Genomic DNA, 20080 nt, shown 5'->3' on the forward strand with positions numbered 1-20080 from the left:
CGCGATGAACCTTTTTTATTACCTGCCTTTCTGTATTCTCAGATAACCCAACGCTCATACCGACCAATACAAAAAAGGCTCCCAACAGGAGCCTTTCAAATCGTATTTTTCAATCAAATAGCTTTAGTTCAAGGAACAGGTGCAGAATCTTCAACACCTTTCCCTAAAACAAAAAGGGACTCAATGAGCCCCTTTAAAGTATTTTTCAAAGTAGTCGTTTGAAATTCTAGGAGAGCACGCGGAGCTTACGGATGTAAGTGAGCATGCTCGACAACGAAGTTCAAATTACTACGCAGAAAAATTAAGCGTAAACAGGTAGACGCTTACAGATTTCTAATACTTTTGCTTTAGTTGCTTCGATAACAGACTCATCACCCATGTTATCTAGGATGTCACAGATCCAACCTGCTAGCTCTTTCGCGTCTGCTTCTGAGAAACCGCGACGAGTGATAGAAGGAGAACCGATACGGATACCTGAAGTAACGAATGGGCTACGTGGGTCGTTTGGTACTGAGTTCTTGTTTACAGTGATGTTTGCTGCACCTAGTGCTGCATCTGCTTCTTTACCTGTGATGTCTTTGTTGATTAGGTCAACTAGGAACAGGTGGTTCTCTGTAGAACCTGAAACGATGTTGTAACCACGAGCTAGGAATTCAGCAACCATTGCTTTTGCGTTAGCAACAACGCGTGCTTGGTATTCTTTGAACTCTGGCTCTAGAGCTTCTTTGAACGCTACTGCTTTACCAGCGATAACGTGCATTAGAGGACCACCTTGGCCGCCTGGGAATACTGCTGAGTTCAGCTTCTTGTAAAGATCTTCGCCTTCGTTAGAAAGGATTAGACCACCACGAGGACCCGCAAGCGTTTTGTGCGTCGTTGTAGTTACTACGTGAGCGTGTGGCACTGGGTTCGGGTAAACGCCTGCAGCGATTAGACCTGCTACGTGAGCCATATCTACGAACAGGTAAGCACCTACTTTGTCAGCGATTTCACGCATGCGCTTCCAATCACAGATTTGAGAGTAAGCAGAGAAACCACCGATGATCATCTTAGGCTTGTTCTCGATAGCCAGCTTTTCCATCTCTTCGTAATCGATTTGACCCGCTTCATCGATACCGTAAGGGATGATGTTGTAAAGCTTACCAGAGAAGTTTACTGGAGAACCGTGAGTTAGGTGACCACCGTGTGCTAGGCTCATACCTAGAACCGTATCGCCTGCATTTAGTAGTGCCATGTATACAGCGTTATTTGCTTGAGAACCTGAGTGAGGCTGTACGTTTGCGTACTCTGCACCAAATAGTTCACATGCACGTTCAATTGCTAGAGTTTCAACTTTGTCTACGTACTCACAACCACCGTAGTAACGCTTGCCTGGGTAGCCTTCAGCGTATTTGTTTGTTAGCTGAGAACCTTGAGCTTCCATTACACGTGGGCTTGTGTAGTTTTCTGAAGCGATAAGTTCGATATGCTCTTCCTGACGAAGAGTTTCTTCTTGGATAGCTGCGAATAGATCCGCATCGTAATCAGCAATGTTCATGTCACGCTTAAGCATCTGTATCTCCTGACTCAGATTGTACTGAAAGTTTCAAAAAAACCACACAACGACCGAAAGCAAACGTTTCCGTCACCGTTTTGATGTGACGCATTCTACATAATTTGATCTAGGTCATAAAGAGCTAATTGCAATTTTATCATGCAGTTTTTTCATAATCACAAATAAGATTCATCATGGTTATTTGGCTTATCCAACCAAAGATGGCGCTTACTGTCAATTTTACGCTTTACACCCTGTAAAACGCAGATTACATAGGTTTACCTTAATTTTGCCCCTCAAGCTACCGAAAGCTAAGGTTTTTCTCTACTATGCACGCCTTTATTGGTTAGGTAATTATAAAAACGATGGAAAAACACTCACGTAAAGAAGATTGGGTAGCGATTCTCACTGGCACGTTTTTAGTGGCGTTAGGCGTCTTCTTTTTACAGTCAGCGAACCTGCTTACCGGGGGCACTACTGGCTTGGCTCTGCTTTTGAGTCAATTCTTGCCTGTAACCTTTGGTATTTTGTACTTTGTTGCCAATTGTCCATTCTATTTATTAGCATGGAAACGATTCGGCCGTAGCTTTGCTATTAGCAGTGCGATTTCTGGTGCTTTAGTATCTGTGTTTGCCGATCATTTATACTTAGTTATCTCGCTAGAAGTTCATAACGAGATCTATTGTGCTGTTGCCGGCGGCTTATTAATGGGCTTAGGTATGCTAATCCTATTCCGTCACCGCTCAAGTCTGGGTGGCTTCAACGTACTGTGCTTGTTTATCCAAGACCGCTACGGTATCTCGGTAGGTAAAACACAAATGGGTATTGATGCATGTATTCTGTTTGCATCGTTCTTCTTCGTGTCACCTTGGGTGATTGCCGTTTCTGTATTAGGCACCGCAGTATTGAACATCGTATTGGCAATGAACCACAAACCAACTCGCTACTCGGTGAATTACGCGTCTTAGAGTTCATTACCTGCTCTGTCGTTGCTGGCACTCGATGCTCAAACTTCTCGCAAGTAGACTCGAGGCACGATATTCCAGCCATCACTAAAACAAAAAAGGCTTTGGGGAGCACTCCAAAGCCTTTGTAGAAGCCCAATCCTTTAAGGGGAATAAGAATCAAGCTTCTTAAAATGAAACAAGGTTAACCTTCAATCAAGAGAATACGAGTCTCGTAAGGACGTAAGACTTGATGATGTAATGCAACTGAAGTGTTCGCTTGTTGATAGTTAGACAACAGACTCTTCGCCTTAGTCATATCAAAACGTTCCGGTAAAACGCACTCCGCCTCTTCACCATAATAGTTGTTAATACACAGCAAGGTTTGCCCTTCGTTCTCACGTGCATATGCAAAAATGGATGAGTGATCAGGCAATAGATCTTGATAGCTGCCATCTGTAATCACTGGCACTTGTTTACGTAACTCAATCAAACTCTTATAGAAATAGAAAACAGAGTCTTTGTCTTCCAGTGCTTGCTCAGCGTTAATCCCAGGGTAATTATTCGCTACATCAAGCCATGGCTGAGCTTGTGAGAACCCTGCGTAAGGCTCACTGTTCCATTGCATTGGTGTACGAGAGTTATCACGAGACTTCTGCGCCAAAATCGCCATCATATCTTCATGAGCCACACCATCACGGTTCACCATGATGTCGTACATATTGGTACTCTCAACATCACGATACTGGCTAATTTCAGTATAGCTAGGGTTAGTCATGCCAATCTCTTCACCTTGATAGATATAAGGTGTGCCCTGCATCATGTGGACAGAAGCGGCGAGCATCTTGGCTGATTCAACGCGATATTGCTGATCGTTACCTAAGCGACTCACCACTCTTGGTTGGTCGTGGTTACACCAGAATAGTGCGCCCCACCCTTTGCCATTCAATCCCGTTTGCCAGTGGTTAAAGATCGATTTGAGCTGTAAGAAATCAAACGGCGCATTGGTCCACTTCTCACCATTGGTGTAATCGACCTTAAGGTGGTGGAAGTTAAACACCATCGATAGCTCACTGTTATCAACGTTTGAGTATTGCTGGCAGTGTTCCAACGTGGTTGAAGACATCTCGCCTACGGTCACGCTGCCGTACTTCTGAAATACGGCTTCGCTGATCTCTTTCAGGTATTCGTGTACACGTGGACCATCGGTATAGAAACGACGGCCATCACCGATATCATCATTAGGAAAGTCTTGCTGCTTCGAAATCAGGTTGATCACATCCAAGCGGAAACCATCAACGCCCTTTTCTGCCCAAAAGCTGATAACGTCTTTCACTTCTTCACGTACAACCGGGTTCTCCCAGTTGAGGTCAGCCTGTTCTTTGGCGAATAAGTGTAGGAAGTATTGCCCAGTCGCCTCATCTAGTTCCCACGCATTACCACCGAACTTAGACTGCCAGTTAGTTGGTGCTTGACCATCTACGGGATCTTTCCAAATATAGTAATCGCGGTAAGAGCTGTTTTTGTCGCCCAAAGCAGATTGAAACCATGCATGCTCTGTCGAGGTGTGGTTTACCACGATATCCATCACGATACGGATACCACGTTGGTGCGCTTCAGACAGCAATAAGTCGAAGTCTTCCATGGTGCCGAATTGAGGATTAATCGCGTAGTAGTCTGAGATATCGTAACCATTATCGATCATAGGAGATGCGTAAACCGGGGTTAGCCAAATCGCATCGACACTCAAATGTTTGAGGTAATCCAGTTTCGAAATGATCCCTTTGATGTCGCCAGTACCTTTACTGCCACTGTCGCAGAAGCTCTTTGGGTAGATTTGATAGATGGTTGCGGTTTTCCACCAGCTTTCATCATGTTCAGTCATCGCCATCTCTAACACTCACTTACCAGAAAATATAAAATAAAAATCACCATGTGAATCATGGTCGAATAGCCGTTATAACTAAAAGAAAAAGCTATAACTAAGAGAAAAAGCGATAACTCATTTTGGAGTCATCGCTTATTCAATGCATTACGCGTTCGCGGTTTCTAACTCACCCTTGGATTGGGCTCGCTTGTAGAAAAACAGGGTTAGCGTGATAGGCAGTACTATCGCCACCAGCATCGCGACTAGGTAAATCGACCAATATTGAGGTTGAATCGATAGGATGCCCGGCAAGCCGCCGACACCGATACCATTCGCCATCACACCCGCGCTACCACAGATTGCGGCTGCAACAGCACTACCAATCATTGCGCTCAGCATTGGGAATTTGTATTTAAGGTTAATACCGTACATCGCAGGCTCTGTTACACCTAAGTAGGCTGAGATTGCCGCAGGAACCGAGATATCTCGTTCACCTTCACGCTTACTCAAGATAATGATGCCGACTACTGCCGATGCTTGTGCAATGTTTGATAGTGCAATCAAAGGCCAAATTGGTGTCCCGCCTAAGTCTTGCATCAGTTGCAGATCCACCGCGTTGGTGGTGTGGTGAATACCCGTGATAACCAAAGGTGCGTATAGGAAACCAAAAACCACTGAACCAAGAATCGCAAAATCACCTGTCATTGCCGCTTTAGCTGCGAATGCCACACCATCGCCTAACATACGACCGAATGGGCCAATGAAAGCGTGCGCTAGAATCACAGACAAAATAATCGATACAAATGGCACCACAACTAGGTACAAGTAAGCAGGGACGATGCGCTTAAGATTGGTTTCAATGAACGCCAAAGCCACACCCGCTAACATTGCTGGGATCACCTGAGCCTGATAACCGACCTTCTCAATCACAAACAGTCCAAAATCCCATACCTCAGGTACCGATTTACCTATCATGTATGCGTTCATGAGTTGTGGTGAAACTAAGGTCACACCGAGCGTGATACCCAAAATTGGGGTTCCGCCAAGCTTCTTAACCGTAGCCCAACACACACCAACCGGTAGGAAGAAGAAAATAGCTTCGCCGATCAACCATAAGAAAGAGTGAACGGTTGCCCAGAATTGACTGATTTCAACTAAGGTTTTGCCGTCGAACATGCGAATGTCGCCAATCACATTACGGAAACCAAGAATCAAACCACCTGTAATGATGGCAGGCAGCAGTGGTACGAAAATTTCGGCTAAATGGGAGATACCACGCTCAAGGAAGTTCATGTTTTGACGAGCAGCCAGCTTCGCCTCATCTTTTGATGATGCCTCTTTACCTGTCTGTTCAATCAGAAGTGCGTACACTTCATCAACTTCAGTGCCAATCACAACTTGGAATTGGCCTGCATTAGTAAAACAGCCTTTTACTAGCTTCAGTTTTTCGAGTTCAGCTTTGTTGGCCTGCTCTGTATCGTTCAATACAAAACGCAGTCGAGTCAGACAGTGGCTGACACTCGCAATGTTTTCTTTACCACCGACTAACTCGATAAGACGCGCAACGTCTTGCTTCGCTATCTTACTCATACTACCCCACCCTGGTTTCATTCAATTACTCATCTAAACCATGCAAGCTATAATCACTCAGACTTAGATTTATGGGAACATTCCCAATCGCGGTTATTATAATGCCCGTATGAATGATAAATTAAAATGGGAACAATCCCATTAATTGAAAGAGATCACACTCTAATTTTAATCTAAGCCGTTCAATTTCGCTTAATTGAGTGGATTATAGAATAGGAGATTGCGTATGATGAGAGATCTCTGAATTGCCTAAAAGCTGAGAGATCAATAGATTAGCAGCCAACTTACCTGCAGATTGGTAACCAGGATCAATGCTAAATACTCGTGGGAATAAGAAAGAGAGAAGATCATTACCACCAACGCCAGTGACGACCACATCTTCACGTTGTAGTTCTTGCAGACGCTTGATTACACCAAGAGCCAGCGTATCACTGGCACAAACGATCGCTTGAGTCGCGGGAGTTAACACCTCATCCACCAGCTGATAAGCACTTTCGTGATGAAGTTGACCAGTACGATAGTTCGCAATTGAACCTGTATTTTCACACCACTCGAGATAAGCCTTAAGACGCAGTTCACCGGTTGATTTATCACTAGGATCAACGCCAATGAAGCCAACCTCAGAGATCCCCTGATCTGCTAAATGCGTTAACGCACTATTGATCACCTGTTGGTTATCATAGTTAATCGACGTCACGTTCTCGGTATCCAGAGCAATCACCACCGCTTTGTGTTCCCAAGCTTCGATTGCCGGAATATCGCAGTCAGTAAAACCAAATACAATAATGCCATCAACGTTACGACGCTTTAGAACTTGCAGGTGCTCATTGGCTTTATCTCTATCAAGTTGGCTTTCCATGATCACGACATCGTAATCCGCTCGATACAACTCGGCCAGCATCGTGCTAACGGCTTTGTTTTCAGAGGGAGAGTCCAAACGAGAGATAATCACGCCGATGACTTTTTGGCTGCCACCGCGCATCGATTGCGCAGACTTTGAAGGCGTGTACCCAGATTCTTGAATTACTCTTTCTACCCTTTCACGGGTTTCAGGTTTCACTTTTGGATCATTGGTCAGAACGCGTGATACGGTTGACTTACCAACACCGGACAGCTTTGCAATATCAAGAATAGTGAGTTTTTTGCTCATAAAAAGTCTAACGTTAAAGGGAAGAGAAGAAAAAGTGAGGGTAGATTCCCTCACTTAACTGTTTGTAAATACTAGCAGTTCTTACTATGACTTACTTTTGGCAATTTCGATAGACTACGCGACCAAGTTCTAGACGCGCATTGTCACCTTTCGTGCGCAAAGTGATGCTGTTAATCATCTCTGAAGTGCCATCATCTAAGATGTATTTGGTTCCTGAGCCCGCTGGAACTTGAGTCAGGCGGTATTCATTATCAGGCAAGCGTAGTACCGCTTTTTCATTATCAAGGTAAGACACATCAAACGAGACGTCAGACTCACATTGATAAGTCGCGAATTGATCATTCGATGTTGCGCTATCAGTCTCAGGGGCTGCTGATTTAGAGCACCCAACCAATGCTACTGTACATAGAGATGCTACCAACATAGCTTTCATACTTCGTTCCTCATCTTTATATAGTTAACGGCGCTGATATCTTATTGATGGGTTAGCACCCCAGTTGACTGGTTAGAACCCACGTAATAAGTAAGCCTGTTAACGATAGGAAAATGTATCAGCCTTTCAGGAAAGCTGGTACATCTTTAATGCTATCTAGCACGACATTGGCAAGTGCCTCACCCTTTTCAGTCACGGGTTTACCGGTTCTCACCAATACTCTGGTACCAACACCAGCGGCTTCTGCAGCCATCATGTCTTCCGCTTTATCGCCGATCATGACCGAGTTAGCCATATCAATCTTCAGAAAGTCACGAGCAGAAATGAACATGCCTGGCTTTGGCTTACGACATTCACAATCTTGCTTGTAGTCACCAATACCGTGCTCAGCGTGGTGAGGACAGTAATAAATGCCATCGAGCTCGACACCATTATCAACAAAGTTCCAATCCATCCACTGCGTTAAAGAAAGAAAACGGTCTTCACTAAACATGCCGCGAGCAATACCAGATTGGTTGGTCACTAGCACCAATAAATAACCCATATCTTTAAACGCTTTCGCCGCTTCAAACACACCATCGATGTATTCAAAGTCATGCTCATCATGTACGTAGCCGTGATCAACGTTAATCACTCCATCACGATCTAAAAAAACAGCAGGTTTAGACAAAATTTTGTTCTCTATCAACTCTCTATTAATCATTAATTATTACACGCTTTATTTGCTTCATCACTATCTATTTAGTTTTGCGTTCGTTAACGATTTGTTTCTAGCTTAGCCATACAATCGACGTTTAGCCGTCTAGACGTAAAAATACCTATTGACTTAGATCATAGAACACCATAGCATCGTCTGTAAATCGAGCGAGCTATCGACATATTATTCTGTTCTACCTGCACGGGTTTCTCTATGATTAAAGTGAATCAAGTCAACAAGGTTTTTTATCAAGGCACTAAAGAAATCAATGCCTTAATTGATATCAACCTCCACATTCCTCAAGGTCAAATCTTTGGAGTCATCGGCTCTTCTGGTGCAGGCAAAAGTACCCTGATCCGTTGTGTAAATATGTTGGAAGCTCCGACCTCTGGTGAAGTGATTGTTGACGGTATCGACCTAACAAAACTCAGCAAATCAGAACTTAGCGAAGCGCGCCGTAACATCGGCATGATATTCCAACACTTCAACCTGCTGTCTTCTCGTACTGTATTTAACAATGTAGCACTGCCTCTAGAACTTGCTGGTAAAGATAAAGCGATTATTGAAGCGAAAGTCAGCGAGTTACTTGAACTGGTTGGCCTTGCTGATAAGCGTGACACCTACCCGGCAAACCTAAGTGGTGGTCAAAAGCAGCGTGTGGCGATTGCTCGCGCACTGGCCTCTGACCCGAAAGTACTGCTATGTGATGAAGCCACCAGCGCATTGGATCCAGCAACAACTCAATCTATCCTTGAGCTGCTGCGTGAAATCAACCGCAAGCTGAACATCACTATCCTGCTTATTACACACGAGATGGATGTGGTTAAAAGCATTTGTCACGAGGTTGCGATCATTGGCGGCGGTGAATTGGTAGAGAAAGGTACAGTCGGTGACATCTTTGCTCATCCGAAGACAGAGCTAGCGCATCAGTTTATTCGCTCAACGTTGGATCTGACGATCCCTGAAGATTACCAAGCACGTTTGCAAGAGACTCGCGTAAACAGCAGCTACCCGCTGGTGCGTCTTGAGTTTACTGGTGCAACGGTTGATGCTCCGCTAATGACGCAAATCGCACGTAAATTCAATATCGATGTCAGCATCTTAAGTTCTGACCTTGATTACGCCGGTGGCGTGAAGTTCGGCATGATGGTCGCTGAACTGTTCGGTAATGAAGCAGATGATAATGCTGCTATCCAATTCCTACGCGACAACAATGTAAAAGTAGAGGTGCTTGGTTATGTCCTTTAGTTTCAACGAGATTGCTGACTGGATCAGCCTTAACGGTAACCTTCTATTAGGCGCAACAGGCGAAACGCTTTACATGGTTGCTGTTGCAGGCATTGTTGGCTTCGCGGTCGGTATTCCACTAGGCGTGATTCTGCATACGACTAAAAAAGGTGGCCTGTTAGAGAACACCAAAGTAAACAAGATTCTAGGTGCGATTGTGAACGTGGGTCGTTCAGTACCTTTCTTAGTTTTGATGGTTGCGATTATTCCACTGACTAAGATGCTGATTGGTACCTTCATCGGTACAACAGCAGCGATTGTTCCACTGACGATTGGCGCTATCCCATTCGTGGCTCGACTTATCGAAAGTGCACTACTTGAAGTACCAACAGGTCTAGTGGAAGCGGCCCAATCAATGGGCGCAACACCAACACAAATCATCAATAAGGTTCTGCTTCCAGAAGCACTACCGACTATCATCAACTCAGTAACGATTACGCTAGTGACTCTGGTGAGCTACTCAGCAATGGCCGGTACTGTAGGCGGTGGTGGCCTAGGTGATGTCGCGATTCGTTACGGATTCCACCGCTACGATGTGACCATCATGGCTGTGACAGTAGTGATGTTGATTGTGCTGGTACAAATTATTCAATCAATCGGTGATTCATTAGTTCGCCGCGTTGACCACAGATAAAGACTCACACATAAAGATTAGAGTCGTCTGAACCTAATTAAATAGATTTATTAAAAGGAGATTATTATGAAATTTAACCTTAAAGGTTTACTAACTATCGCAGCAGCAGCTTCAGCGCTAGTTCTAGCAGGTTGTGGTGATAAAGAAGTGGATACTTCTAAAGTAAAAGTTGGCGTAATGGCAGGTGCAGAAGCGCAAGTTGCTGAAGTGGCAGCTAAAGTAGCGAAAGAGAAATACGGCCTAGACGTTGAACTGGTTACTTTCACGGATTACGTAACACCAAACGCAGCTCTAGATGATGGTTCTATCGACATCAACGCATTCCAACACGCACCGTACCTAGATCAGCAAGTGGCTGACCGTGGCTACAAGCTAACTATCGCTGGTAACACGTTTGTTTACCCAATTGCGGGTTACTCTAAAGAAGTGAAATCTGTAGACGAAATCCAAGACGGTGCTCGTATTGCTGTACCAAACGACCCTACAAACCTAGGTCGCTCTCTACTTCTTCTTGAGCAACAAGGTCTTCTTGAACTTCGTGAAGGCGCAGGTCTTCTAGCTACAGTTCGCGACATCGTGGGTAACCCTAAGAACCTAACGATTGTTGAACTAGACGCAGCTCAACTGCCACGTTCTCTTGATGATGTTGCTCTATCTATCATCAACACAACTTACGCGAGCTCTATCAACCTGACTCCACAAAAAGATGGCGTATTCGTTGAAGACAAAGATTCTCCTTACGTAAACCTAATCGTTTCTCGTGAAGACAACCTAAACGCTGAAAACGTACAAAACTTCGTTAAAGCTTACCAAACTGAAGAAGTGTACAACGCAGCTTCTGACATCTTCCAAGGTGGCGTCGTTAAAGGTTGGTAATCAACTAAACGACAGCACTGTATAGATACCCGAAGGGGCTGACATAACGTCAGCCCCTTTTTTAATGATAAAGATTTGCTAGAAAGTAAAGCATCTCAGATTTAAGCGAAACAAAGTCGATTACTTCAGGTGATCCCAAGAGATGTTTGACACCAATCGGCAGTCATCACACTTGAAATAGAAAATATCGTGGATAGGCGCATCTAGCAGCCATTCACCACCACATTGCGGGCATTTGCGCTCTTTTTCATCTTTCAGGCTGATCCCACCGACACGGTATAAGTAGTAGTAGGTTGGAACCTTAGTCAGATACTCAATGCGCCCTCTTAGACCCCAACCGCGTTTAAACAGCACACTCTTCGTGTCACTGATCTCGGTTAGCGTTGCATGTTCCGCGCGACAACCACCACCCATTTGTACTTCATCACAGGCTTGCCATTCGGTCTGCCATTTCAACACGGCTTTATGGTCGCCATTGAAGGTAGGTGGATTGCGATATAAAGGGATTGGTAGCAAGCTATCGCCACTACGCAGCGGTGAACAGGTGTGCACGAATGTCGTGTATAACACCTGCCAGCTTGGTGTTTCATCTTCTGCCACTTCTTCTGAGTTCAGATCTCGACCGAGCAAACGCATTTTAGGCGCTAGTAGGCTCGCGTTAGACAAGCGATCAAAACACACTTTCACAAAGTCTGAGTGATTCCGCGGGTGCAAGCTATCTTGCTCCGGGCACACAACGCGAACATAGAATTCCCCATCGCCCATCACGATTGGGAACTCACGACCTAACACTTGTCCGTTATAACGAAGTGCATCCATTAAGCCATTAACCGCCTTGTCGACAGCGCTTACCGTTGTGTTATCAAAACACTCAAATTGAAGTTCTAGTACGTACATCTATTTATACCGCTGGTTGTAGCTTTTCTAAAAATTCTGCCAATGTCTCGGCGAGCACATCACGATTTTTGGTACCTAAGCGCTCCAAAATCACGTTACCCGTTAGGTTACAGATAGAGATAACATCCAGCTCAGCATCGGTCGCGGCAATGAAAACCGTTGGTTTTAGCTTCAAGCGACGCTGAGTTACTAGGTGACCCAAAATGTTTTCTTGTAGGCATTCGAAGTCTTCATCACTCCAAATCTGTAACAGAGTCAATTCGTTACCATCGAAAGTTGCGTTCATATCTGCGCTGAATTGTGCGCCGTAGAAAGTTTTGATGTCTTCATGCAGAGTCAACTCAATACCGGTTTCAACGTTGGTGAAATCCGCGAATTGCTCACGTGGATAGTGCTTCCACAACACGGCATCGCCACTCTTTTCTTCTACGCATGGCGATACGATGTCCACCAACTCCTCATTACGAGGTAAGCTTTGGTGTTTCTGCTGCCACGCGTCAACGTATCGCTGACTAAAAGAAAGTAGTGCGTCTTGAGCACGTTGAGTCATGAAAATCTCCTAAACACAAAATAATAAATAGAATCCGAGCCCTTTCCGCGCCGATTAAGCGATGACTTAATGACAGGGTAAGGGGGATTCAGTAAAATCGACCCCATTCTAATCGAATTTGAAACGAAAGTATGAGCAAATATTCTGACGCAAAAGAGCTAGCGGGTTTAACCCTTGGCCAAAAAACTGAGTACTCTAACCAATACGATGCAAGTTTATTGCAACCAGTGCCTCGTAGCCTTAATCGCGATGATCTTGCGCTAAACGGCGAGCTGCCTTTTGTTGGTCATGATATTTGGACGATGTACGAGCTTTCGTGGCTAAACACCAATGGTCTACCACAAGTGGCTGTCGGTGAAGTTTTCATCCCAGCAACCAGCCCAAATTTAATTGAATCAAAATCTTTCAAGCTGTACCTGAACAGCTACAACCAGACTCAATTTGAAAACTGGGATCAAGTAACCGAGCGCCTGACCCAAGATTTGTCGGCATGTGCAGGCGAAACGGTGATTGTGAATGTAAACTCAGTAACCGACTACACTAACCAACCTATCGTGACGATGGCAGGTGACTGTATCGACAACCAAGACATCCAAATCACTAGCTACGACTTTGAAGCGTCGCTGCTTGAAGGCGCTGCTGGCGAACAAGACGTTGAAGAAACACTGCACAGCCACCTATTGAAGTCGAACTGTTTGATCACCAATCAACCGGATTGGGGCAGCGTTGAGATCGCATATTCTGGTAAGCAAATTGACCGTGAAGCTCTGCTACGCTATTTAGTTTCTTTCCGTGAGCACAATGAATTCCACGAACAATGTGTTGAGCGTATCTTCACTGACATCATGAAATACTGTGCACCTTCGAAGCTAACTGTGTTCGCACGTTACACACGTCGTGGTGGTCTGGATATCAACCCATACCGTTCAACAGAGCAAGATAGACCAAGCCACAATAAGCGTATGGCTCGCCAATAATCAGGCGAGAACCACCCACACTTATTTGAACCTACCAAATCTTTAAAGGGACATTGAAATGCGTTGGTTATACGTTGTTAGTCTATTTATTTTAAGCTTAAGCACATCGGTCAATGCGTCGGTTTATTCGTCGGCGCTACTCAATGAAGCCAATAATTTGGTTGAGATCGAGCCGAGCCAAGCAAAACAAATGGCCAACAGCTACCTAACGCTGCATGTCCTTTCTGATCAACGCGAGAAAAGCCCTTCAGCTATTTCTCGCGAAGAGACAGACTCCTCGATTCGAACACCAAACAGCAGTATCGATGCGTATAAGATCTTAGCCAAAGCGGAATACAACCTTGGCAATATGCGTATTGCGATTCAGCACATCGACAAAGCCTCCGAGCTAGCGCAAACCTATAAGCTTGATTACCTAAAAATAGATCTTGAGATCCTAAAAGTTCGCTTACTTTGGCTGAGTGATAGAAAATCAGCCAAAGCAAAATCAGAGCTCACTAACATTGAAACAAATCTAGAGTCGGTGAATAAAACCTTACGCTTAACGGAAGGCATTACCTATCGCTTGATCATGTTGAAAGCCGACATCGCCTCTTACGACAACAAGATCGATGAAGCCGAAAAGTTCTATCAAGAAGCCAAAACCTATCTCGATCAACGTTACTCTGAAAAAGTCACCATCGACTACCATATCTCCGTCGGCGAGTTTTATCTAACCCATAAAGAGTACAACCACGCACTATCTGAGTTGTTGTATGGCTACTGGAAATCCGTAGAAGGTAATCTGAGCTCACGCTTAGCAAAAGTAAACCGCCTGCTTGCTCAGCTTTTCTTTGAACGCCAAGTGTTAGATAAAGCTCTCGAGCACTTATCTCAAGCTGCTGATTTCTATGATAGCTTTGAAAACTCACCTGTTTTGGCACAAGTGCTTAAAAAAATGGGTGATGTATACTTCTTTCAAGGAAAATATAACCTTGCGTTAGTGCATTTCTTCAACGTTTTGGACCATGAAAGCACCGACCGAGATATCCAACAAGTCATTGATATTCGTCTGAGTTTATCAGCTACCTACTTACGCCTTTATAACTACCCTCTTGCAGAACAATACCTAACACGCGCTCTTGAGCTGTTGGAGTACACAGATATTCCAAAACTGGAAGGCCGCGCTGCGCTGCTGTCGGCAGGGTTAGCTTATCATCTACAAGAGAGCGATGACGTAATCAAGCATGCGACACGTGCACTTGAAATTTCACGTCAGATAGAAAATATGCACCTGTCACAGCGTTCGTATTACTTACTGTCCTTAGGCTATGAACAAGCAGGTCGTCCTCAACAAGCATTAGCGAATCTCAAGCAGTACAATAGTTTAGTTTCTTTAGAGCAGCAAAAACTAAATCGTGTAGGTGAGGATGCATTCCGTCAGCAGAAAGAGTTTGCTGAACAAACTTTGCACTACGCTGGTCAAGCGCAAGAATTAGAAAGGTATAAGTTAGAGCATCGTAAATTCCAAAAGATATCCTTCGCCCTATTTCTGTTCAGCATCGTCCTATTCTTCTTTGTACTACGCAGAGGCTACCTCATCCAAACCTTAGCTAAAGAAGTGGATTCGCTGCGTACTGATCTTTTTACGCACTCACGTTCAAAGCTTCCGAACCTAAGAATGCTCAATGCTAAGCTCTCAAATTCGTTAGAGCAAACCAGCCAAACCTTCGAGCAATGGCAGCTTGGGGAGTTGATTTATGAACCATTAAACGACCGCTTACGCTTCGTTATGATTGACTTACCTTTCCTGCGCAACATGTATACGCAAAATGGTTATAAAGCGGGCTTAGAGCTCGAAGATGCTTTCGGTGATTTCTTAAAATCAAAACTGGAAGGCCCAGCTCGCGTCTATCATTTCTCAGATGCGAACTTGCTTTATATAGAGCCAAATTCAGATCGTGATTCATCACCAGAAGCGATGTTCCTAAAGATTCAATCGTGGGTAAATGACTTCGAGCCAGAACGTAATATCAACCGAACGATTCGAATGGGCATCGCTGACTACCCGTTTTTACCACGAGCTTACACCGCTATTAATGACCAAGAGCTATTAGATGTATTGTTGATGTCGACCAACCTAGCGCGTGAAATCAGCTTGAAAGAACGCACTAGCCAATGGGTATACCTCAAAGCTATCGATAACGCACCAGCGGCAAGCCTTGCAACTGGTAACATACGAGAAGCGTGTAAACATGCGATTAATCAAGGGTTAATAAAGATACAATCGTCATACCAGAATGAGGACAACATCAAAAAAATGCTAAAAGATGACTGATTTGCGAGCGGTTAAGAGCGGCAAGCCGTGACCTTATTTTTAGTTTTGTTATTATCGATGCAACGGAATTTCATCAAAATGATCGAGATCGGTCTACGCGGCGCTAATAAATACATCTATGGGCATTCTTGAAAAAGACATTCAGGCGCAACTCCACCAGCTGAAATCTCAGTTGGAGCAGGTCCGTTTGACGCAAAGAGACACCTCGTTCAAGTTTATTAGAGAACAGAAAGTTCTAAAGCGTATCGTCACGTCTTTAAGTGATGCATGTGTTGGTAGTAACAGCCATTTAGATGAAAACCTCATTGCCCTTAGGGAAGAGCTAGAAAAGCAAAAAGACATTAGCTCAATGATCCCAAAACTGGCAGTATTAGAAAGGATGCTTAAGCAGAAAACGTTGGCTATGGATAAACAGAACGGGTATCTGGACGATAGCATTAAGCACAGTGGGGAAACGCTGCAGCGCATAACTGGCCTTCCAGCACAGCTCAAACGCGACCTACGAAACTTACTTAGCTTCTCCGAATGCAATGGCAGTCAGAAAGTCGACCACGCCATGAAACTCCTCGGTATTTACGAGCGTGCCATAAAGATCATGGCGAACAACTCTCGTACTCATTTTGCCGACGCTGCGCAATCGCCTGAACAAGAACTCCTTGCCGACTTATCAAACGAATTACAACATCTGATCACCGAACTCGATTTTGAGGGTGAATCGGGTGAGCTACTTACCGATATTCGAGCCAAACTGCTGCTTGGTGTTTCTACACAAAACCTCCTTGAGCTGACGCTTCAAATTCTCAAACTAGTCATAGAGGGCACCAATCTAGAGCGTAAAAAGTCTGAACAGTTTATTGACCAGCTTAATTCTTCACTCGCGTCTAGCATCAAAACCGCAGATCAAAATGCAGACCAAAGCCAAAGCTACTTTAAGCATCGCCAAGGCCTGAACTCTGAGCTAAATGAGCTTGTCATCAAGAGCCAGAGTTCTGTAGATAAAGCAACGGACATTGATAACTTAAAGCAGACGATTAATCCTCTGCTTAGTGAAATCGCCTCTCTTTCTGAAAGATTGAATCATGCAGAGCAAAAAGAACAAGCTCTGATAGAGAGAATGAATTACGGAAAGACTCAGTTAGATTCACTCTATGAAGTGACGCAAGATTACCGTAAGCGCTTGGAAGATCAGGCTCAGCGTATGCTGCTTGATCCTCTAACCAAGGTTTACAATCGCACTGCCTTTACTGATCGCTTAGAGCTTGAGTATCGCCGCTGGATCCGCGCACAACACTCACTGCGCGTAGTACTTCTGGACATCGACAATTTCAAAGCCATCAATGATAGTTTTGGTTATACAGCGGGTGACAAAGCACTCAAAATTATCGCAAGAACCATCACCAAAGAGACCGGCGCTACCGATAGTGTGGCTCGTTTTTCTGGTGAGGAATTTATCTTGTTATTACCAGAGCAAACGGATGAATATTGCCACCAGGTAATTCAAAACATCCAGACTCAAGTCAGCCGTTTACCCTTTAAGTTCCGTGATCAACAAATCACGATTACTTTGTGTGCAGCAAGTACTCAATTCAAAGAGTCAGATACACCTGAAGAAGTACTAGAGCGACTCAATAAAACGCTAAACAAAGCCAAACAACGTGGTACTAACCAATTGGTTTGGAATTAAACTAGGCCTGATTTAATTTATTTCTTTTTTTCAAATACTTATCACATACCAATTCCCTCAATGTTTGCTAAGCTTATGATTAACATTCGCTTAACAAGCATTCTTGACAAGTCATGCTGTTTATAAGATCTTAAGCAACTCGATATTAGCCCTTAAGCAATTCCATACAATCCATAAAGCAACGCTGTCGTAACCGTTTCGTCTGGTTAACTCTTCTCACCTTTAACCAAACACTTTCAACGTTTGCTTCTCACTCTCGAGCCAGAGGGTCACTTCAAAAGTCGCCTCTGCTCTTCTCAACAAGGAGGCACTATGATCACTCATATCAGCCCTGCCGGTAGCATGGATTTACTCTCTCAACTTGAAGTTGAGCGTCTTAAAAAAACCGCATCTAGTGATCTGTACCAACTGTATCGTAACTGTACGTTAGCGGTACTGAACTCGGGTAGCCATACCGACAACTCCAAAGAATTGCTCGACAAGTATCAGTCATTTGATGTTGAAGTGGTGCGTCGTGAGCGTGGTATCAAGCTCGAACTAAGCAACCCACCAGAGCATGCCTTTGTCGACGGTGAAATCATCAAGGGTATTCAAGAACATCTATTCTCAGTGCTGCGTGACATTGTCTACGTCAACATGCACTTGGCCGATAACCAAAGGCTTAACCTCACCAACGCAACTCACATCACCAATCTTGTGTTTGGTATTTTGAGAAACGCAGGAGCACTCACACCCGGCATTGAGCCGAACCTGATCGTGTGCTGGGGTGGTCACTCAATTAATGCCACTGAATACCAATATACTCGCGAAGTCGGTAATGAACTTGGCCTACGTGAACTCAACATCTGTACCGGTTGTGGACCGGGTGCGATGGAGGGGCCAATGAAAGGTGCGGCTATTGGTCACGCTAAGCAGCGCTATACTGAACATCGTTATTTAGGGTTAACTGAACCATCAATCATTGCGGCTGAGCCGCCAAACCCGATAGTGAACGAACTGGTGATCATGCCCGATATCGAGAAACGTCTTGAAGCGTTTGTTCGTATGGCACATGGCATCATAATCTTCCCTGGAGGCCCAGGAACCGCCGAAGAACTGCTGTACATCCTAGGTATCATGATGCACCCAAACAACGCAGACCAACCAATGCCTATCGTTCTAACTGGCTCTAAAGAGAGCGAGGCTTACTTCCGTTCAATTGATAAGTTCATTGGTGAAACATTGGGTGAAGAAGCGCAAAAGCACTATGAAATTGTCATTGATGATCCAGCACGTGCTGCGAAAATTATGAAGCAAGCAATGCCAGATGTACGCTCTCACCGTAAAGAAACAGGCGATGCTTACAGCTACAACTGGTCACTGCATATTGAGCCTGAGTTCCAACTCCCCTTCGACCCTACTCACGAATCTATGGCGGCACTCGATCTGCACATGGATCAGAAAACAGAGAGCCTTGCTGCGAATTTACGTAAAGCGTTCTCAGGTATTGTGGCAGGTAACGTCAAAGCCGAAGGTATTCTGGAGATTGAGAAGCATGGGCCATTCCTCATTGATGGCGACAAAGAGTTGATGACTAAGATGGATCAACTGCTAAATGATTTTGTTGAACAAGATCGAATGAAACTGCCGGGTGGTACCGACTACGTTCCTTGTTATAAAATTGCGCCAAGCAGCTGATGATAATATCTGACTGATAACAAAGCCGTAAGCATAAAGCTAAACAAGTCATGACGTTTACGTCACCAGCGTTTCAACTCACCAAGTGATACGTTACTATAAGGGGCTAGCAGCCCCTTATTTATTGCCTATTTAGTGGAAACTTATGTCTATCCATCTTGTTATTATCGATGCCTTGAACCTAATCCGACGCGTTCACTCAGTTCAGCCGGATCCAACCGATATAGCAAGAACCATCACTACCACGACTCGTACTCTTAATAAGATTCTTGCGGAGTCTAAACCAACTCACATCATCGCGGTATTCGATCACCACTTACAAGATCGGGGCTGGCGTGCAGAAGTCCTTCCTGCCTATAAACAAAACCGAAAGCCAATGCCTGAGCCATTACTGAAAGGCCTCGATGCTATCCAACAAGCTTGGTGGGAATTAGGTATTGATTCGCTGTTATCTGATGGCGATGAAGCTGATGACTTAGTAGCAACACTCGCAAAAAAAGTGGCTGACCATGGTGAAAAAGTTACGATAATCTCTACCGATAAAGGTTACTGCCAACTGTTATCACCTACACTACAGATCCGCGATTACTTCCAACATCGCTGGTTAGATAAGCCCTTTATCGAAGCTGAGTTCGGCGTAAAACCAGAGCAACTTGCAGATTACTGGGGCTTAACCGGTGTGAGCTCTAGCCAAGTACCGGGGATTCCAGGTATAGGACCAAAAGCTGCAAAAGAAATCTTAACCACTTTCCCAGATATCGAAGCGGCCTATCAAGCAGAAGATCTGCCGAAAAAATATCGTAAGAAGTTCGACGAACACATCGAATCCGCTCGTGTATGTAAGCAAGTATCGGCACTCAAAACCGATATTGATTTAGGGTTCAACCTGCAAGATATTCGTTACGAAGCAAACGCTTAAGTCGCTGTGACTCGATAATATTGATACAAAAAATGCCCCTTAAAGGA

Annotated in this window: 18 protein-coding genes; 10 read left to right on the forward strand and 8 right to left on the reverse strand. The window is 44.5% G+C overall.

Annotation, left to right across the window (positions count from 1 at the left end; all coding sequences use genetic code 11):
- On the forward strand, positions 1–222 hold a 222-nt coding region (locus AB4185_RS12020; protein ID WP_372135495.1), incomplete at its 5' end, for a hypothetical protein.
- A gap of 79 nt (positions 223–301) precedes the next feature.
- Here AB4185_RS12020 and glyA read toward each other — a convergent pair.
- A complete protein-coding gene (gene glyA, locus AB4185_RS12025) occupies positions 302–1552 on the reverse strand; it encodes a serine hydroxymethyltransferase (RefSeq protein ID WP_017066387.1) in 1251 nt (416 codons plus the stop codon).
- Positions 1553–1899: 347 nt separating this feature from the next.
- Here glyA and AB4185_RS12030 point away from each other — a divergent pair, with 347 nt between their 5' ends.
- Positions 1900–2502, forward strand: a complete 603-nt coding sequence (locus AB4185_RS12030; protein ID WP_017060757.1) for a YitT family protein — start codon at positions 1900–1902, stop codon at positions 2500–2502.
- A gap of 181 nt (positions 2503–2683) precedes the next feature.
- Here the strand turns inward: AB4185_RS12030 and treC are convergent, their stop codons facing one another.
- The 5 genes from treC to gmhB form a co-directional block, all read right to left on the reverse strand.
- Entirely contained in the window at positions 2684–4369 is a 1686-nt protein-coding gene (treC, locus tag AB4185_RS12035) for an alpha,alpha-phosphotrehalase (protein WP_029235475.1), read from the reverse strand.
- Between the two features lie 141 nt (positions 4370–4510).
- Positions 4511–5935, reverse strand: coding sequence for a PTS trehalose transporter subunit IIBC (gene treB / locus AB4185_RS12040; protein WP_017063347.1), 1425 nt, complete (start codon positions 5933–5935; stop codon positions 4511–4513).
- A 205-nt stretch (positions 5936–6140) separates the two neighbouring features.
- Positions 6141–7085: a trehalose operon repressor TreR gene (treR, locus tag AB4185_RS12045; RefSeq protein WP_102331962.1), complete on the reverse strand. Its 945-nt coding sequence runs from the start codon at positions 7083–7085 to the stop codon at positions 6141–6143.
- A 91-nt stretch (positions 7086–7176) separates the two neighbouring features.
- The gene (locus AB4185_RS12050) at positions 7177–7518 is read right to left on the reverse strand and encodes an MliC family protein (RefSeq protein ID WP_017060761.1); all 342 of its coding nucleotides are present in this window, start codon (positions 7516–7518) and stop codon (positions 7177–7179) included.
- Positions 7519–7636: 118 nt separating this feature from the next.
- Positions 7637–8221 (reverse strand): D-glycero-beta-D-manno-heptose 1,7-bisphosphate 7-phosphatase, encoded by a 585-nt coding sequence (gmhB, locus tag AB4185_RS12055; protein ID WP_372135496.1) that lies wholly within the window; start codon positions 8219–8221, stop codon positions 7637–7639.
- 207 nt (positions 8222–8428) lie between these two features.
- On the opposite strand from gmhB, the gene metN reads away from it, so the two are divergent.
- The 3 genes from metN (at position 8429) to AB4185_RS12070 (ending at position 11012) form a co-directional block, all read left to right on the forward strand.
- Positions 8429–9463 (forward strand): methionine ABC transporter ATP-binding protein MetN, encoded by a 1035-nt coding sequence (gene metN, locus AB4185_RS12060; protein ID WP_017060763.1) that lies wholly within the window; start codon positions 8429–8431, stop codon positions 9461–9463.
- The gene (locus AB4185_RS12065; protein WP_017060764.1) at positions 9453–10136 is read left to right on the forward strand and encodes a methionine ABC transporter permease; all 684 of its coding nucleotides are present in this window, start codon (positions 9453–9455) and stop codon (positions 10134–10136) included. The genes metN and AB4185_RS12065 overlap by 11 nt, the downstream gene beginning before the upstream one ends.
- A 66-nt stretch (positions 10137–10202) precedes the next feature.
- Positions 10203–11012 (forward strand): MetQ/NlpA family lipoprotein, encoded by an 810-nt coding sequence (locus tag AB4185_RS12070; RefSeq protein ID WP_017060765.1) that lies wholly within the window; start codon positions 10203–10205, stop codon positions 11010–11012.
- Between the two features lie 120 nt (positions 11013–11132).
- Here AB4185_RS12070 and AB4185_RS12075 read toward each other — a convergent pair whose 3' ends face one another.
- Entirely contained in the window at positions 11133–11909 is a 777-nt protein-coding gene (locus AB4185_RS12075; RefSeq protein ID WP_017060766.1) for a Zn-ribbon-containing protein, read from the reverse strand.
- A gap of 4 nt (positions 11910–11913) precedes the next feature.
- Positions 11914–12459 carry a SecY-interacting protein gene (gene syd / locus AB4185_RS12080; protein WP_050633962.1) on the reverse strand — a complete coding sequence of 182 codons (546 nt, stop codon included), beginning with the start codon at positions 12457–12459 and terminating at the stop codon, positions 11914–11916.
- A gap of 131 nt (positions 12460–12590) precedes the next feature.
- Between syd and queF the strand changes: the two genes are divergently transcribed.
- From queF to xni, 5 genes are all read left to right on the forward strand, one after another.
- On the forward strand, positions 12591–13436 hold the full coding sequence (gene queF, locus AB4185_RS12085) for an NADPH-dependent 7-cyano-7-deazaguanine reductase QueF (protein WP_171732499.1): 846 nt from the start codon (positions 12591–12593) through the stop codon (positions 13434–13436).
- Positions 13437–13494: 58 nt separating this feature from the next.
- Entirely contained in the window at positions 13495–15753 is a 2259-nt protein-coding gene (locus tag AB4185_RS12090) for a tetratricopeptide repeat protein (RefSeq protein ID WP_372135497.1), read from the forward strand.
- A 118-nt stretch (positions 15754–15871) separates the two neighbouring features.
- On the forward strand, positions 15872–17437 hold the full coding sequence (locus AB4185_RS12095) for a GGDEF domain-containing protein (RefSeq protein WP_017063344.1): 1566 nt from the start codon (positions 15872–15874) through the stop codon (positions 17435–17437).
- A 312-nt stretch (positions 17438–17749) separates the two neighbouring features.
- Positions 17750–19114 (forward strand): nucleotide 5'-monophosphate nucleosidase PpnN, encoded by a 1365-nt coding sequence (gene ppnN / locus AB4185_RS12100; RefSeq protein ID WP_010436397.1) that lies wholly within the window; start codon positions 17750–17752, stop codon positions 19112–19114.
- Between the two features lie 145 nt (positions 19115–19259).
- Positions 19260–20033, forward strand: coding sequence for a flap endonuclease Xni (xni, locus tag AB4185_RS12105; protein WP_102331961.1), 774 nt, complete (start codon positions 19260–19262; stop codon positions 20031–20033).
- Positions 20034–20080 lie beyond the last annotated feature (47 nt).

It is taken from the genome of Vibrio sp. 10N.286.48.F5, from assembly GCF_041469785.1.
GTDB classification, from domain to species: Bacteria; Pseudomonadota; Gammaproteobacteria; order Enterobacterales; family Vibrionaceae; genus Vibrio; species Vibrio crassostreae_C.

Bases quoted from the DNA above. Each gene is read 5' to 3' on its own strand.
- glyA (WP_017066387.1), bottom strand. From the start codon at position 1,552: ATGCTTAAGCGTGACATGAACATTGCTGATTACGATGCGGATCTATTC.
- AB4185_RS12030 (WP_017060757.1), top strand. From the start codon at position 1,900: ATGGAAAAACACTCACGTAAAGAAGATTGGGTAGCGATTCTCACTGGC.
- treC (WP_029235475.1), bottom strand. From the start codon at position 4,369: ATGGCGATGACTGAACATGATGAAAGCTGGTGGAAAACCGCAACCATC.
- treB (WP_017063347.1), bottom strand. From the start codon at position 5,935: ATGAGTAAGATAGCGAAGCAAGACGTTGCGCGTCTTATCGAGTTAGTC.
- treR (WP_102331962.1), bottom strand. From the start codon at position 7,085: ATGAGCAAAAAACTCACTATTCTTGATATTGCAAAGCTGTCCGGTGTT.
- AB4185_RS12050 (WP_017060761.1), bottom strand. From the start codon at position 7,518: ATGAAAGCTATGTTGGTAGCATCTCTATGTACAGTAGCATTGGTTGGG.
- gmhB (WP_372135496.1), bottom strand. From the start codon at position 8,221: ATGATTAATAGAGAGTTGATAGAGAACAAAATTTTGTCTAAACCTGCT.
- metN (WP_017060763.1), top strand. From the start codon at position 8,429: ATGATTAAAGTGAATCAAGTCAACAAGGTTTTTTATCAAGGCACTAAA.
- AB4185_RS12065 (WP_017060764.1), top strand. From the start codon at position 9,453: ATGTCCTTTAGTTTCAACGAGATTGCTGACTGGATCAGCCTTAACGGT.
- AB4185_RS12070 (WP_017060765.1), top strand. From the start codon at position 10,203: ATGAAATTTAACCTTAAAGGTTTACTAACTATCGCAGCAGCAGCTTCA.
- AB4185_RS12075 (WP_017060766.1), bottom strand. From the start codon at position 11,909: ATGTACGTACTAGAACTTCAATTTGAGTGTTTTGATAACACAACGGTA.
- syd (WP_050633962.1), bottom strand. From the start codon at position 12,459: ATGACTCAACGTGCTCAAGACGCACTACTTTCTTTTAGTCAGCGATAC.
- queF (WP_171732499.1), top strand. From the start codon at position 12,591: ATGAGCAAATATTCTGACGCAAAAGAGCTAGCGGGTTTAACCCTTGGC.
- AB4185_RS12090 (WP_372135497.1), top strand. From the start codon at position 13,495: ATGCGTTGGTTATACGTTGTTAGTCTATTTATTTTAAGCTTAAGCACA.
- AB4185_RS12095 (WP_017063344.1), top strand. From the start codon at position 15,872: ATGGGCATTCTTGAAAAAGACATTCAGGCGCAACTCCACCAGCTGAAA.
- ppnN (WP_010436397.1), top strand. From the start codon at position 17,750: ATGATCACTCATATCAGCCCTGCCGGTAGCATGGATTTACTCTCTCAA.
- xni (WP_102331961.1), top strand. From the start codon at position 19,260: ATGTCTATCCATCTTGTTATTATCGATGCCTTGAACCTAATCCGACGC.